The sequence below is a fragment of the Reyranella aquatilis genome (assembly GCF_020880995.1).
GTDB classification, from domain to species: Bacteria; Pseudomonadota; Alphaproteobacteria; order Reyranellales; family Reyranellaceae; genus Reyranella; species Reyranella aquatilis.
Map to the genome: position 1 here is coordinate 361931 of NZ_JAJISD010000005.1, position 14887 is coordinate 376817.

At 58.8% G+C, this 14887-nt stretch carries 12 protein-coding genes; 5 read left to right on the top strand and 7 right to left on the bottom strand.

Annotated features, from left to right (window positions below; all coding sequences use genetic code 11):
- Window positions 1-2 precede the first annotated feature (2 nt).
- Both LJ725_RS14205 and LJ725_RS14210 read left to right on the top strand, forming a co-directional pair.
- Entirely contained in the window at window positions 3-2717 is a 2715-nt protein-coding gene (locus tag LJ725_RS14205; RefSeq protein WP_230551314.1) for a heavy metal translocating P-type ATPase, read from the top strand.
- A gap of 27 nt (window positions 2718-2744) precedes the next feature.
- Window positions 2745-4151: a tyrosine-type recombinase/integrase gene (locus tag LJ725_RS14210; protein ID WP_061979539.1), complete on the top strand. Its 1407-nt coding sequence runs from the start codon at window positions 2745-2747 to the stop codon at window positions 4149-4151.
- Window positions 4152-4311: 160 nt separating this feature from the next.
- Here the strand turns inward: LJ725_RS14210 and LJ725_RS29330 are convergent, their stop codons facing one another.
- The 7 genes from LJ725_RS29330 to LJ725_RS14240 form a co-directional block, all read right to left on the bottom strand.
- Window positions 4312-4530 (bottom strand): excisionase family DNA-binding protein, encoded by a 219-nt coding sequence (locus tag LJ725_RS29330; protein WP_082773477.1) that lies wholly within the window; start codon window positions 4528-4530, stop codon window positions 4312-4314.
- 293 nt (window positions 4531-4823) lie between these two features.
- A complete protein-coding gene (locus LJ725_RS14215; protein ID WP_211377814.1) occupies window positions 4824-6005 on the bottom strand; it encodes an NAD(P)/FAD-dependent oxidoreductase in 1182 nt (393 codons plus the stop codon).
- Between the two features lie 146 nt (window positions 6006-6151).
- Complete coding sequence (locus LJ725_RS14220; protein WP_006018766.1) at window positions 6152-6652, bottom strand: aromatic-ring-hydroxylating dioxygenase subunit beta; 501 nt, start codon at window positions 6650-6652, stop codon at window positions 6152-6154.
- A gap of 9 nt (window positions 6653-6661) precedes the next feature.
- Window positions 6662-7996 (bottom strand): aromatic ring-hydroxylating oxygenase subunit alpha, encoded by a 1335-nt coding sequence (locus LJ725_RS14225; protein ID WP_230551316.1) that lies wholly within the window; start codon window positions 7994-7996, stop codon window positions 6662-6664.
- A gap of 184 nt (window positions 7997-8180) precedes the next feature.
- Window positions 8181-8522, bottom strand: coding sequence for a non-heme iron oxygenase ferredoxin subunit (locus LJ725_RS14230; RefSeq protein WP_211377812.1), 342 nt, complete (start codon window positions 8520-8522; stop codon window positions 8181-8183).
- Window positions 8523-8557: 35 nt separating this feature from the next.
- Window positions 8558-9238, bottom strand: coding sequence for a glutathione S-transferase N-terminal domain-containing protein (locus LJ725_RS14235; RefSeq protein WP_230551317.1), 681 nt, complete (start codon window positions 9236-9238; stop codon window positions 8558-8560).
- A gap of 12 nt (window positions 9239-9250) precedes the next feature.
- Window positions 9251-10903, bottom strand: coding sequence for an FAD-binding oxidoreductase (locus tag LJ725_RS14240; RefSeq protein ID WP_013500414.1), 1653 nt, complete (start codon window positions 10901-10903; stop codon window positions 9251-9253).
- A 359-nt stretch (window positions 10904-11262) separates the two neighbouring features.
- Here LJ725_RS14240 and LJ725_RS14245 point away from each other — a divergent pair, with 359 nt between their 5' ends.
- The 3 genes from LJ725_RS14245 to LJ725_RS14255 are packed head-to-tail and all read left to right on the top strand — an operon-like array spanning window position 11263 to window position 14869.
- The gene (locus LJ725_RS14245; RefSeq protein WP_230551318.1) at window positions 11263-12231 is read left to right on the top strand and encodes an ABC transporter permease; all 969 of its coding nucleotides are present in this window, start codon (window positions 11263-11265) and stop codon (window positions 12229-12231) included.
- Between the two features lie 4 nt (window positions 12232-12235).
- Entirely contained in the window at window positions 12236-13138 is a 903-nt protein-coding gene (locus tag LJ725_RS14250) for an ABC transporter permease (RefSeq protein WP_230551319.1), read from the top strand.
- A gap of 57 nt (window positions 13139-13195) precedes the next feature.
- Window positions 13196-14869 carry an ABC transporter substrate-binding protein gene (locus tag LJ725_RS14255; RefSeq protein ID WP_230551320.1) on the top strand — a complete coding sequence of 558 codons (1674 nt, stop codon included), beginning with the start codon at window positions 13196-13198 and terminating at the stop codon, window positions 14867-14869.
- The last annotated feature ends 18 nt before the right edge of the window (window positions 14870-14887 follow it).

Sequence of the window (14887 nt, forward strand, 5' to 3'; positions counted from 1 at the left end):
AAATGAGCGCTGATGTCGCCACGATGGGGCCTCCCGGCTCGCTGCGCTTCAAGGTAGACGGTCTCGATTGCCAGAACGAGGTCCGCGCGCTTCGCGTGGCGGTTGGGCCCGTCGTGGGAGGTGAGGAAAGGTTATCCTTCGATACGCGGGCCGGAGTCATGGGCGTAAGTTCCGCCAGTGCCTCCATGATCGATGTCATCCAGCGCGCAGTCGCAACGACCGGCATGCAGGCGCATCTCCTGGCAAATCCGGCGCGGCAGTCCGCACCGGCACTTCTGTTCCAAGTCGACGGCCTTGACTGCAGGAACGAGGTGGCCGTGCTCGAGCGCGAGGTAGGTCCTCTGGTCGGCAGCGAAGCCTGGTTGTCGTTCGACACGGCGAAGGGGCTGATGACAGTCGCGCCGCAACAGCAGGCGACTGTCGAGGCAATCGTGGGCCGCGTCGCCGCCACCGGCATGCGCGCCTATCTCGTGCAACACGACGCGGCCGAGGCACTGCTCTTCCGTGTCGACGGACTTGATTGCAAGAACGAGGTGGCGGCGCTCACGCGGGAACTGGGCCCGCTGGTCGGTGAAGACAAGCTCGCCTTCGACACCGCGAAAAGCCTGATGACGGTGGGCCCCCAGCACGGCGCGGCGCCCGAGATGATCGAAGCGGCGGTGGCTCGAACCGGCATGCGGGCCTTGCTCTGGACGCCGCCCCTTCCGCCGGCTTCGCCGCAAGAAGAAGCCGCGGCGTGCTGCGGCGCAGAGGTGCAGGAGGCCCTCAGCCCGCCGATCCCGACCCACCTACCCGGTCAGGTCGTGTTTCGCATTCACGGCATGGATTGCGCCGACGAGATCGCGGCGTTGAAGCGCGAGGTCGGCCCGCTGGTCGGGGAAGACAAGCTCGCCTTCGATCTGCTCAACGGCCGCATGTCGATCGACGTGACGCCGGATGCCGCGCTCGAGGCGCGGATCGAAAAGGCAGTGACTCAGGCCGGCATGCGCGCCGAGCCGTGGAGCGAAGGCTCTACCAGCGAGGGCGCGAAGGCCGAAGGGCGCCGCAAGCGGCTGCAGTCGTGGCTGACGACCGCAAGCGGCGTATTCGCGGCGCTGGGCTTCGCGGTCCACGCCTGGCTTGGCGGCGGTATCATCGCCGCCTTCGAGGCCGGCGAACACGCATTGGGCTCGACGCCCTGGCCGAGCATGGTTCTCTATTCGCTCGGAGTGCTCTGCGCCGTGCGCTATGTGGCGCCTAAGGCCTGGATCGCGGCAAAGCGGCTTCGCCCGGATATGAACCTGCTGATGACGATTGCGGTGGCGGGCGCCATCGGCATCGGCGCCTGGTTCGAGGCGGCGACCGTCTCGTTCTTCTTTGCGTTGGCGCTCGCGCTCGAAACCTGGAGTCTCGGTCGCGCGCGGCGGGCGGTCGCGGCCCTCATGGAGCTCGCCCCGCCAACGGCGCGCGTCAAGATGGAAGATGGGTCGGAACGCGACGTTCCGGCCGCCGAGGTCCGGGTCGGCGCACGCGTCGTTGTGCGGCCGGGGGACAAGGTGCCTTTGGACGGCCGCGTTGTCGCCGGCGAGAGCGAGCTCAATCAGGCACCGATCACCGGCGAAAGCGTTCCCGTCTTCAAGGTGCCGGGCGACGAGGTCTTCGCCGGAACCATCAATGGCGAGGGTGCCATTGAGGTCGTCACCACCAAGGCGGTCAACGACACGACACTGGCGCAGATCATCCGCATGGTCGGCTCGGCGCAGAGCCGGCGCGCACCCAGCGAGCAATGGGTGGAGAAGTTCGCGCGTGTTTACACGCCGGTCGTGATGGTGCTGGCAGTTGCCATCTTCCTCGTTCCGCCGCTGCTTCTGGGCGGTGCTTGGGAGGACTGGTTCTACCGCGCTCTCGTGCTGCTCGTGATCGCCTGCCCCTGCGCCCTCGTGATCTCGACGCCGGTGACGATCGTGGCCGCGCTGGCCGGCGCAGCGAAACAGGGGGTGCTGGTGAAGGGCGGGGTGCATCTCGAGACCCCGGCGCGCCTCAAGGCGGTTGCCATGGACAAGACAGGCACGCTCACCGAAGGGCGGCCGCAGGTCGTCGAGGTCGTGCCGCTTGATGGCCGCAGCGAAAGCGAGATCCTCGGCATGGCGGCTGCCCTGGAAGTACGCAGCGCACATCCAATCGCGCGCGCCATCCTTGCCAAAGCTGCCGACCTAAAAATCGTCGCCGAGCCCGCCGACGCTGTCCAGGCGATCACAGGCCGGGGGGTCGTTGGCCGAATTGCTGGCCGCGAGATGTGGCTCGGCTCGCGCCGCTACATCGAGGAGCGAGGAATCGGCTCGCCCGCGGTCCTGCAGCGAGCCGATGCACTGTCGAGTGCCGGCCGCACGATCGTCGCCGTCGGCGATGGCCAGGAAGTCTGGGGCCTCGTCGCCGTTGCCGATGCCGTCAGGCCGGAGGCGAAGGACATCGTCGCGGCGTTGCACCGCGCCGGAATCGAGCACGTCGTGATGCTCACCGGCGACAATCGGGCGACGGCGGAGGCGATAGCCAAGCAAACCGGCATCGACGAAGTCCGGGCGGAGCTGCTGCCCGGCGACAAGGTTTCGGCCGTTGAAGGGCTGGAAGTTTTTTCTCGGCCGGTTCACATTTGTTCGCCACAATCTAATCTTATCAATAGCTTATCTGAAAGCCGTCCGTCACTGTTCGGCCTTGTACGCCGATGCTTATTCGACTGATATTCGACGACTTTGGGGTCGGGTGCTGTGACGAAAACACTGACGGAAGCTCAGATCACGACCGCCAAGGCGCGCGCCCGGTTGGAGTTTGGCGTGCATTGGCGCCGCCTCGACGCCGAGGCGCACCTTGGCTATCGCAAGAACAAGCGGAGCGGCGTGTGGTTCGTGCGTTGGCGTAATCACCATGCCGGAGCCAACTACAAGCAGGCGCCGGTCGGCGTCGCTAACGACGTCAACGACAAACCTGCCGAAGGAACGCTGACTTTCGAGCAGGCGGTGACACAAGCGCGGGAACACGTCACCCGGTCCAGAATAGAAGCGGCGGCGCAAGCAGCCGGACCAGCACCCACCGTGCGGACGGCTGTAGAGACATACATCAGGGAGCGTAATGCCCGTGATAGCCGGAGGGCTGGCCGCGAGGTCCGATCCGATGCTGGTCACCGCTTGCGGCGCTACGTTCTTGGTCAAGAAGAGCGCGGTAGCCAGGAAGCCGTTGAGGCTGCCTCTCTCGCCGTAGTCCATTTGCACGCGCTACAGGAAGATCACCTCTTCACGTGGCGAGAGGACCTTCCTGTAGAATTGAAGGCCACGACGAAGCAGCGGCTCATAAACGACCTGAAGGCAGCGCTGAATGCAGCATGGCCACGCTTGACGGCGGAACAAAAGAAGCTGAATCCAACATTCCCATCTATCGTAAAAGACGGGTTCAAGGCTGAGCGCATTGATGACGATGACGAGATATCTGTCGCCCGAGACAATCAAGTCCTCACGGACGCGCAGATCAGCACCTTGCTTCGAGCCGCATGCGAGATCGACGACGAGCAGGGATTTGAAGGCGACCTATATCGCCTTGTCGTCTGCCTTGCAGCAACTGGCGCGCGATTTGCGCAGGCAAGGCGGATGCGCGTCAGTGATGCACAACTGAAAGAGCAACGCTTGATGGTACCGGGTTCCTACAAGGGGCGTGGCGGAAACGGTGGCTCCGTCCCGGTTCCGGTGGGCGAAGATATCATCGAAGTCCTCTTACCGGGAATCTTAGATCGTCCGAGGGACGCGCCGTTGTTCGAGCGATGGAGCCATGAGCAGGAAGCAGGTAGCATCGTTTGGAGAAAGTCAGAACGGGGTCCGTGGAAGACGGCAGAACTTACTCGTCCGTGGCATGCTATCCGCGAGCGCGCAGGGTTGCCGGAAGCCATTCCTTATGCCTTACGACATTCCAGCATCGTCCGCGGCTTGCGAAACCGACTGCCTATTCAGCACGTTGCTAAGCTGCACAACACTTCCGTGAAAATGATCGAGCGGCACTACGCGAAATATATTTCGACAGCCTTGGAAGATCTCGCTCGGGCAGCAGTTGTACCGCTGGTCCCGCGGCCCGGTGAAAATGCGGTCGGCGCGGATGACAGTAAGAAGCTTTTGCCATCTAACGCATAACTTTGCAGGCTTGGCTTCCGCGGCCCCAAGCCCGGAGCGCACTCACTGCTTTTCCGGGCTGATATACAATCGATCAAGAGCTAATTCACAATCGATTCGATAGGCCTGCTGTCGTCAGCTTCCGCACCTGTTCGGGTGACTGTCATCAGGAGCCGCGAACCTATCCGCGGTCGGCTGGTGTCGTATTGACGCCAACCAGAGCCAGCAGTGATTGCACAATGACTAGCCGACGACGACCGACGGTCGTCGTGGTAACTCGACCATCGCCGATTAATTCATAAATCTTGGTCCGCCCGAGACCGGTCACTTCACAAGCCTCCGCGACGGTGCAGGTCAACCGCTGCGCAAACGGAAGGCGTCGACCTTGATGACAGGGCATCGACTTATCTGCCGTCGCCTCGCGTTCAATTTGGACACTGCGTTCGAGCTCCGGACCACGCCGTATCAAGGTTACTCCTCCCCTACAATCGAAGAGCTACCCTGAGGCGCGCCGCCTTCCACGTCAACGGAAGCAGAAGCGCAGAACGGAGAGCCTTAGCGAACGTCAGGAAGCATCGGAAAACTCTCGGCAACAAAAGGCATCGCAGAATTTTTCACAACCAATATCGACGTATCGCGTAAGAACTTCCCACCCACTCGGCACGGAAGGTGGAGTCGCCGCTAACGGGAGCGTTATCTGGCCGCCCTATTGAGCAATTTCTCTGGAATGATTCCGTCATGAAGCATGGCACGCTTTAGCATCGAAATATCACGGCCGTTGTTCACCGCGATTGCGCCGGCAATTTTATCGTGACTATCGAGGAAGATTGCCGTCCAATTGTTCGTTTCAGGATCGTCCAGCACGACACTGCGGTCAGCATTTTGCAGCACTCCTAACGACTGAATGTTGTGTCCAAACTGGTCCGACCATAGCCACGGCGGCTCCGCATAATGCGAGTCAATCCCTGCCATGGATTTCGCCGCGACCAGCGATTGGCCCGAGGCCACCTTCCAGGACTCAAGTCGCTGACGAAACGCGCCGCCTAAGACGGGGTGTGACGTCACCTCTCCCGCAGCGAAGATCGCCGGATCAGATGTCTGGCAGCGATCATCCACGACAATACCATCATCGACGTCCAGCCCCGCGTCCGATGCAAGTTGGGTGTTGGGTTGAACCCCGATCCCGACAACGACTGCGTCGACATCTGCGAATGCATTCCAGCGCAATCGCAACGAACCATCATCCTGATGATGAATTGAATCGATCTTTGAGCCAAATTCGAACTGGACTCCGTTCAGGCGATGCAATTTCTCAGCCCAACGGCTCAGGATAGCAGGCATGCCGCGAGATAGTATCCGATCCGTCATCTCAAACAGAAAAACCTCGCAGGCCATCGCTCGAGCGGCGGCAGCAACCTCTAACCCAATGAACCCGCCGCCGATCACAGCAATTCGACGCGATTCCCGAAGCACGGATTTCAAGCGAACCGCGTCTTCAAGCGTTCGCAGATAGAGAATTTTCGAGCTTTGCCCGACGCTATCCGGCAATTTTCTCGCCCGCGATCCGGTCGCGAGGAGTAGCCGATCGTAAGCATAAGCATTTCCGCAAGCGGTTAGAATTTCGGAGCGGTTTCGATCGATCTGCGTCGCGGTTTGTCCGGGATGATACGAAATACCGTTCTCATGATAGGTCTCCGCGTTTGCCAGATAGCGCGGTGCGCCCTCGCCAAGGACTTCTTTGGACAGCGGCGGGCGATCATACGGCAGGCCGAGTTCGTCTCCGAGAATATCGATCTTGGCTTGTGGCGCCAACTCGCGAAGATGCACGGCGGCTGTGTGCCCCGCGAGGCCTGCTCCGACAATCACAAAACGCATTTTAGCGCTCCCTGTAGGGGAAGGGCACATTCGGCGCGCCCGTCCTCCTTATCCGCCGTTGACAGGCGCCGAGCACTCTCACATTCAATACCTTCAGCCGAAGGCTAGTTGGCAGATTCTGCTGATATTCATCTGCGACGCACTTGCTAGACGCTGTAGAAATCGAGCGCAGTGGCCATTTGATCGTTCGTAAGGGAAATCTTTTTGAATCCGATCAGCCAAGCCTCTCCAAGACGGCGCAGCCGAAATTCAAGGCGTCCGAAGTTGGTATGGCTTTTACAAGCGCGCGGATCGTACGTATGAACCGTGAAGCAGGCATTTCCCTCGATCGAATCCGTCGAGGCCGCATCGACCATGATGTTCGTATAGGAATGAACCGTGCGCGGAAGCGGCATCGCCGTGATGGACTTTCGCGACTGTATCCTGTCAATTCGGTCACTCAGCCCATATGAGTTCTCATGATATATCATTGAAAGCTCGCGGTTCGGATTGGACGTCGTCTCGTACTCGTCCTTCCAGGCCGGCACCCAGAAAATCGCATCGTCAGCGTAGAGCTTGACCCAATCGCGGAATTTCTTCTGATCCAGAAGTCTTGCCTCCGTGAAGAGAACGCGAGTAGCAATCTTCAGGTAATCATCCTCTGACATGTCGCTAACCTAGCCTTCCGAGGGATCACGAGTCATAAGGCGCAGCCATTCCCGGTAACCGGAATGAAAGCATGTCTCATCGCCGAACAGGGGCGCTCCATAGGTCCACCGATCAGGTGAAACCTGCAATTCGGAAGAGTAGTTGAGTGCCTCGCCGGACTTCGGCCTCAAGCCTCGCGCATACCCCTGCGTAGGACCAGCGAAACGAGCTCCGTAGCCGGTCTGGCAAAGCTCGTACATGACGTTGTCGTCGGACGTCGCAAGACCGCTCGGATTGAAGAAATCCTCATACAGACGGATGCGAACGCGGCGCGCCTCGTCACTTTCACCAACTGGGGCAAGACAGTGAGACGTAATCTCCGTCTTGTCCGGAGCCAATGGCCGCCACGTCCGCAACTGCAGCGTGCCGATATCAACGATCTGCAGGTTAGGATAAATCGTGAGATTGCGCTGACGAAACATCCACTTGAGCTTGTCTTCCCGAGTCTGCCCCTGAACCGTCGACAGAAGTTTGCCATCCTGATTGAGAGGGCGGAGCTTATAAACCCTTGACGCATGAATGGACCACATCATCGCGTGCCCCCTCGCCAGGCTGAAGCTTCCTTGCGCGTCGGGGTCGGTCTCTGTCGGATTCCACGGCTTTACTTCTAGCGGTCCTCTCCGCACTTCACGCTTCTTGAGAACGTCGATATACGAACTGTGCGTTGAAGCGAAGTGGTAATAATCAAGCCCGTTCTCGAACTGAAGCTTCCAATTGGCGTCGAACGTGTAGCTTACGTTTCCGTCAACGAACTCCAGCCCTTCGATGCCCTGATCGACAACGAGATCGATAAACGCGCGCGCGTCACCAAGATGCTCCTCTAGCGTCGGCACGTCGGGCGACACGCTTGCAAACAGAAGCCCTCGATAGCTTGCAATCTTGGGAACAGGCTTGAGGCCATGATCATCCGCAAGAAAGGACGGCGGATACTGGCCATCCTTCTCATCGGTCATCGAAACATTCTTGCCGGCACTATCGTACGACCACCCATGATAGCGACAAACATGGAATTTCTGATTGCCCTTCTTAAAGGGGCAAACGATCGCCCCGCGGTGGCGACAGGTGTTAAAGAAGCATCGAATTTCTCCAGTCCCGTCCTTTGTAATCAGGACGGGGTGGCGCCCGATGTACGTCGTCACGAAGTCATTCGGCTTGCGTAACTGACTTTCCAGCCCGACGAAAACCCAAGTCCCCTCGAAAACGTGAGTAAGTTCGCGCTCAAAAATATCCCGATCGGTGAACACCGTCCGATCTACCCGAAATATTCCGTCATCGGGTCGATCGTCCAGCAGCTTCGAAACCATTTCGGGTGTGATTGGCCCACCTCTGACACCACCATCGCTCGGCCTCACAGGGCTGGGTACTTCCGACCTGAAGCTGGTCAATTCGACCTCCTCTATTTTTCTTGTAGCAAAGCGGAGCGGCTATTTCGGACGAGATGGGGGCGTCACACTAAATGGCGACATCGTCGCCCCCCTTGCCGTTAAGTTAGGTTGACGCGTCGGGATTAGACGGTGCCGAGGTGACATCGATTTCCACAGCATCACCGACGACACGAACAGGATAGGTTGCCAGGGCCGTTTCTGCTGGTGAGGTCAACGCCGCGCCCGTTCGAACATCGAAGCGGGCGCCATGAAGCGGGCACTCGATCTCGTAACCATCGAGCCAACCGTCGGACAGAAGTGCATAGGCATGAGTACAAACGTCAGACGTGGCAAAATACTCTTCGCCGCAGCGGTAGAGCGCAACTTTGCATCCGTTGATATTGAGCTGCTGAATGCTGTCATCCGACACATCTTTCGTAAAAGCGGCTTTTACCCAGTTAGTCATTCGAGTCGACGCTCGCTTTTGGATTGTTGCGAACTTCAGTTCTTTCCGAACATATTCTTCCAGGCCTCGGTGCCCGGCTTCGCTTCCCATTGTTTGCTGTCGGACAACGTATTTATGCCCGCCCTAACCCCCGGACGGTCCTTGATCGCCTGGTACCATCGATCAATATTCGGGTACTCCGACAAGTCACGTCGATGCAGTTTTCGCGTGCGAACCCAAGGGAATGTGCTGATGTCAGCGATGGAATACTCGCCGGCGAGATATTCAGATTCGCCAAGGCGCTTCTCCAGAATGTTGTATATTCGACCAACTTCCCGATCATAACGTTCGATCGCGTAATCGATCTTCTCAGTCGCATACACCATGAAGTGGTGCGCTTGGCCCAGCATTGGACCCATCGTCGTATTCTGAAATACAAGCCACTTTAGCGTATCGTAGCGCTTTTCAGGATCCTGAGAGAGAAATCTACCGGACTTTTCCGCGAGATAGATAAGAACGACCGCGGATTCAAAAACTGCATATGGCTTGTTGTGCGGGCCATCGTGATCCACGATGGCCGGCACTTTGTTATTTGGATTGATCTTCAGAAATTCCGGATGAAACTGCTCACCTGCCGTTATATCAACCGGAACTACACGATACTCCAAGTCCAACTCTGCCAGCATTATGGCTGCTTTATACCCGTTCGGGGTTGGCCAGAAGTATAGATCAATCATCGCAGAGGACTCCTATCCGACGATCTTGAGCCCTGCTGGCTTGTCAACGATCAGCCCAGGGTTCAACATCCACTTCGGGTCCAGTTCGGTCTTGGCGGCTGCCAGCACACGGCGGAACAACGGATCGACTTCCTTGTCGTACCAAGGACGGAACGATTTTCCGACAGCATGGTGGTGCGTGATGGTTGCGCCGAGTTCGATTAGCGCGTCCGACGCAACGTCGTGGAGCATCTTATAGGCTTCAAGGCTGTTGGCGTGCGTCGAAGGAGCCATGATCGAATAGTAAGGAGCCGGGCCGTCCGGATACAGGAAGGAGAACCTGCGGCAGACGATGCCGCCGCCAAGATTTTCCTTCTGGGCCTTCCGGATGCGACGCATGATCTCGGTATCGACTTCTTCGAACCGATCCCAAGTGTAGGCAGTTTCGAACGTGAAGCTGACGATTCCCATCGCTGCGCGCGTATGCATCAACCGGGGCAGATATCTGAACTGGTGCCGCCAGTTACCCTGCGGCCCGCTACGGCTGGTCTCCAGCGCGTTGTCCGCAGTTCCCGCCTGTTGCTTCACGACGCCACCGAAGTCCTTGCAGATTTCGAGACTACGCTCCAGCCACGCGTCCACCGGATGGTCGGCGGATTCGAAGCCCAGCAACAGGACCGAATCGGTGCCGTCTCCAGCGCCGTAGAATTTGGCGTCCTGCTCGTCCAGATAGCGACAGTTCGCCGGGAACAGTCCTGCTTGGGTGATCTGACGGACGGCCTTGGCACCCTGATAGAACGTCTTGAAGGAGATCGACGCATTCGCACGGAATTTCACACGCCCCTGTAGACGCATCCATGCATCGGTGATGATGCCCAGCGAGCCCTCAGACCCGATGAACAGCCGATCCGGATTGGGTCCCGCACCCGAGCCTGGCAGGCGGCGGTTCTGGATCGTTCCCGCCGGGGTGACCACGCGCAGGCTTTCCACCATGTCGTCAATATGCGTGAGATGGGTCGCATAGTGACCGGACGAGCGGGTTGCGATCCAACCGCCCAGCGATGAGAATTCCCACGATTGCGGAATATGGCGCAGGGTGAGGCCATGCGGCTTCAGTTGTTCTTCCAGAGCCGGACCGAGAATGCCCGCCTGGATCCGCGCGCAGCGCGAAACGGGGTCGACTTCGAGAATCTTGTTGAGGTTGCCCAAGTCGATTACGACGACCCCGGGAAAGGCGTCGCGCTCGGGACCCCAGAAGCCGCCGGTGACGCTCGATCCGCCGCCATACGGGATGCATGCATAACCATTTTCCCCGCACCAGTCGAAGATAGCAGCGATGTCTTCTTCGTCGCGCGGATAGGCCACGACGTCCGGAGCCTTCTTGAAATCGCGCCGGTAGATAAGGGTCATGTCCTTGAAACCCTTACCGTACGTATGAACAATTCTGTCCCATTTTTCCGAGGTACAGAAATCCTCCAGCGTTCGCGGGATCTTTATGCGCGACGCATAAAGTTCAATCTCGTCCAGAGTCGGATCTGACAGAATTTCGATGTCTTTAATTCCAAGCCGCTGCTCCACGCGGTCTCGCATGGTTCGAATTTCGTCCTTGGAATTATCTTCACCTTCATATCCCCACGACCAGAACTTCCTTCGCTGGCCGTAGTAGCCACTCTTTTCCTTCGCCACAGCGCTTCTCCTTCGAGATTTTCGACGTAAATCAACCATCCAGGTGCGCATGCGTTTTGGTAGACATCGCGATCTGGTTCGACCAAATTGGCATATCCAATTCGGTCGGTCAATGGTTCTCGGAGTAGATAAGCACCCCGGAGCTACGCCACCGCGACAACATTCGCCTTGACACCGCCGCCAAGAGCACGCTTGAATGGTATGACCAGATTGGATGTGCCAGATTGCAACTGATCTGCAAATAGAGAACTCACCTCATTTTTTGATGAGCGGGCGTTCAGCGGCCTTTTTCACATAGAGAGGGACAAGAGCGTGGTGCTGTCGGACCAAGCCAATCTGCATGGTGAGCGCGCCCTCCAATGGACCGCGTCATGCTGAGATATCTAATTCGTCGCCTTGTCGCCCTTGTGCCGACGTTCCTGTTAGCGAGCGTTATTGTGTTCTCGGCCATTCGCCTGATACCGGGAAACACGATCGACATGATGATGTCGCAGAACGACATCTCGGCCAGCGTCCAGACCCGCGAAGATCTTATCAAGGCACTCGGGCTCGATCAGCCGGTCCTTGTACAATATTGGCACTGGATCAGCTCGATTGTGTTCCACGGAGATTTCGGTCGCTCGCTTTGGACGGGAGATAGCGTCACCCGCCTCGTCGCCGAGCGCATGCCGATTACTCTGTATCTAGGCGTGCTGGCCATGATATTCGCGCTCTTGATCGCGCTGCCCGTCGGGATCATCTCGGCGATCCGGCAAAACAAGCCGGTCGATTATCTCGGCCGTGTCTTTGCCATCACGGCCCTGTCCGTCCCGCCTTTTTGGCTCGGGACATTAGTGGTGGTCGTGCCGGCGATGCTCTGGGGGATCGCTCCGACCGTGCAATATGTTCGGCTGACCGACGATCCCCTCCTTAGCCTCCGCCAGATGGTGCCGCCCGCCATCGTCCTCGGCATCGCCTTGTCGGGAGTGACGATGCGGATGACCCGCACCATGGTCCTCGAAGTCATGCGCCAGGATTATGTCCGTACAGCTTGGAGCAAGGGTCTCGACGAGCGGACGGTCGTCCTGCGCCATGTCCTCAAAAACGCGCTTCTGCCGGTCATAACCATCGTCGGGTTGCAGTTGCCCCTGCTGATCGGTGGCGCGGTCGTGATTGAGCAGATCTTCGTGATCTCCGGTATGGGCCAACTACTCCTGATGGCGGTGTCGCAGCGGGACTATCCGGTCATTACCGGCATCTTTCTTCTCGTGGGCGTCGGCGTAATGACGATCAACCTGCTCGTCGACATCAGCTACGCCCTCCTAGATCCCAAGATTCGTCAGGGCTGAACGCATGACTATCGAGTCACCTCTGAAGATCGAAACAGGTCCCGGGCGAGGCGCTTGGGCAGCACCCGTCAGGACTTTCTTCAGTCGCCTTTTTAAGCAGGATATCCTCGGAACGGTTTGCGCCGGCCTTCTCGCCGCGATCGTGGTCTGCGCACTCTTGGCACCTTGGATCGCACCGTACGACTTCGACGCGATCGACCTTACATCGCTGATGCAAGGGCCGTCCTGGTCCCACCCACTAGGGACAGACGAACTCGGTCGCGACATCCTCAGTCGGGTCATCTACGGAGCCCGTACTTCCGTTATCGTCTGTATCACCGCCGCGCTGCTATCGCTCGCCATATCGGTCACGCTCGGAGTTCTGTCCGGGTATTTCGGCGGACGTCTCGACGCCCTGGTTCAGCGGTTCGTCGATACTTGGCAGAGCTTTCCCGACCTGATCGTGCTGATCGCGGGCGTCGCGGTTCTCGGCCCCGGCATCGTGCAAATCATCGCCCTCCTCGGCATCCTCTACGGCGTCGCCGGTTCGCGCATCGTACGGGGCGCGGTACTGTCGGCGCGCGAGCAGCTGTACGTGCAGGCGGGCCATTCCTTCGGCGCCGGTAACGGGCACATCATTCTCCGGCACATCCTGCCAACGATCGCCGCGCCCCTCATCGTGCTTTACACCACGCGCCTCGGCGGCGTGATCCTGGCCGAATCGAGTCTCAGCTTCCTTGGTCTTGGTGTGCCACCGCCCGCACCCGCGTGGGGCCGTATGCTGAGCGATGCCCGCCCTTACATGTTCGAGAACGTCTGGATGGTCGCGGCCCCTGGCCTCGCGATAACTCTGATCGTTTTTTGCGTGAACATCTTCGGAGACTCTCTCCGCGATCTTCTCGATCCACGCGGAATAGTGCGCAATTGAGCGAAAAACCATAACACTAAGGAGGAGCAAGGAATGGTAGGCCGACATCTCGGAACTATGGCGGTTATCGCGCTCGGGACTGTGATTGCGACCCAAGCCGTGAGCGCCCAGGAACCCAAATACGGTGGCACGCTGACCATCGTTCCTTACTCCCCGGGGATTGCGGCGTTGTCGTGGGATCCCGCCGACTGGAACTGGAAGGTCTCTATCGATGCGGGGCCCTATATGGAGCAGCTGATGGTGGGCGACCTAAGCAAGGGCGTACGTGGCGGCGGAAAGAACAACTTTTTCAGCGAGGCCTGGCTCTCCGACGACGTGCTGCGCGGCGAACTCGCAGAGAGCTGGGAGGTCGTCGACAAACCGCTCTCAATCGTTGTCAACCTGCGCAAGAACGTGAAATGGCAGGCCTGCAAAGGCATCATGGAAGCGCGCGACTTTACCGCCAAGGATGTCGTGTTCGCGTATAACCGTCTCATCGCTAGTCCGAAGGCGAACAAAGTCTATTTCTCCTTCATCGACAGGGCCGAGGAGACGGGACCGCACCAAGTGACCTTCTTCCTAAAGGAGTACAACTCGGAGTGGAAATACCGTCTCGGCTACGGCTACTACGCCGGCATCTATCCCAAAGAGATTACGGAGGCTCCCAACGGCGGCGCTGGCAACTGGCAGAATGCCTGCGGCACAGGTCCCTTCCGGCTGACGCGGTATGAGGCCGGGGCCTTCGGGGATTATCAGGCTAACAAGGAGTACTGGGACCGCGAGAAAATCGACGGCAAACCGTACAAGATTCCCTTCGTCGATAAGCTTGTGATGCGGACGATCGCGGATTCACAGACACGCCTAGCCGCCTTCCGCACTGGCAAGATCGATGTCATGACGAATATTAGCTGGGACGAGCTCAAATCGCTGGCACCGATCCGAGATAAAATCAAAGTCGTCGAACACCCCGACTATGCGGGTGAGGCGCTGGCAATGCGGGTCGATGCACCACCCTTCGACAACCCGAAGGTACGTCTCGCCTTGAATCTCGCGGTCGACCGGGCCGCCATCTCGAAGCAGATCTATGGCGGCCACGCCGACTTTCCGCACCTGCCGATGGACGAAACTTGGGAAGGCTATTTCACGCCGCCCGAAAAGATGCCGAACGATGCCCGGGAGGTTCTCCAGTACGATCCGGCCAAGGCCAAGAAGCTCCTCGCCGAAGCGGGTCTTGCGAATGGTTTCGAGTTCAAGGCACAGGTTCCGAGCTTCCCTGAGCAGCTAAAGAAAGCGCAGATTGTAGCCGGATATCTGTCGGCAATCGGCGTAAAGATGACCATCGAGCCAAAGGAGTATGGAGCGTTTCTCAGTCTGATGACCACCGGCAAGCACGGCCCCGGCTATTGGCATTTCGCAGGCATGAGCAATCCGACGGCCTCAATCGAGAAACTGTACCGGTCCTCTTCCGTCTGGAATACTGCCCGCGTCAACGACCCGAAGGTCGATGCGGCGCTCGACGCCATCCAGCAGGAGAGGGACCCGGACAAGGTCAAGAAGGCCGTCGCCGCGCTCACCAATGAGATGACCGCGCGAGCGCCATTCCTGTTTCTGCCCAGGCCGCGCTCGTTCACGGTATGGTGGCCGTGGGTCAAAAACTATTATGGCGAGATTTCGGTCTCCGCTCGGCGTGATGCGCCGATCTGGGCGCGCGCTTGGATCGATCAGGATCTAAAGAAGTCGATGGGCTTCTGATCGATGCCCGGAAGTTTG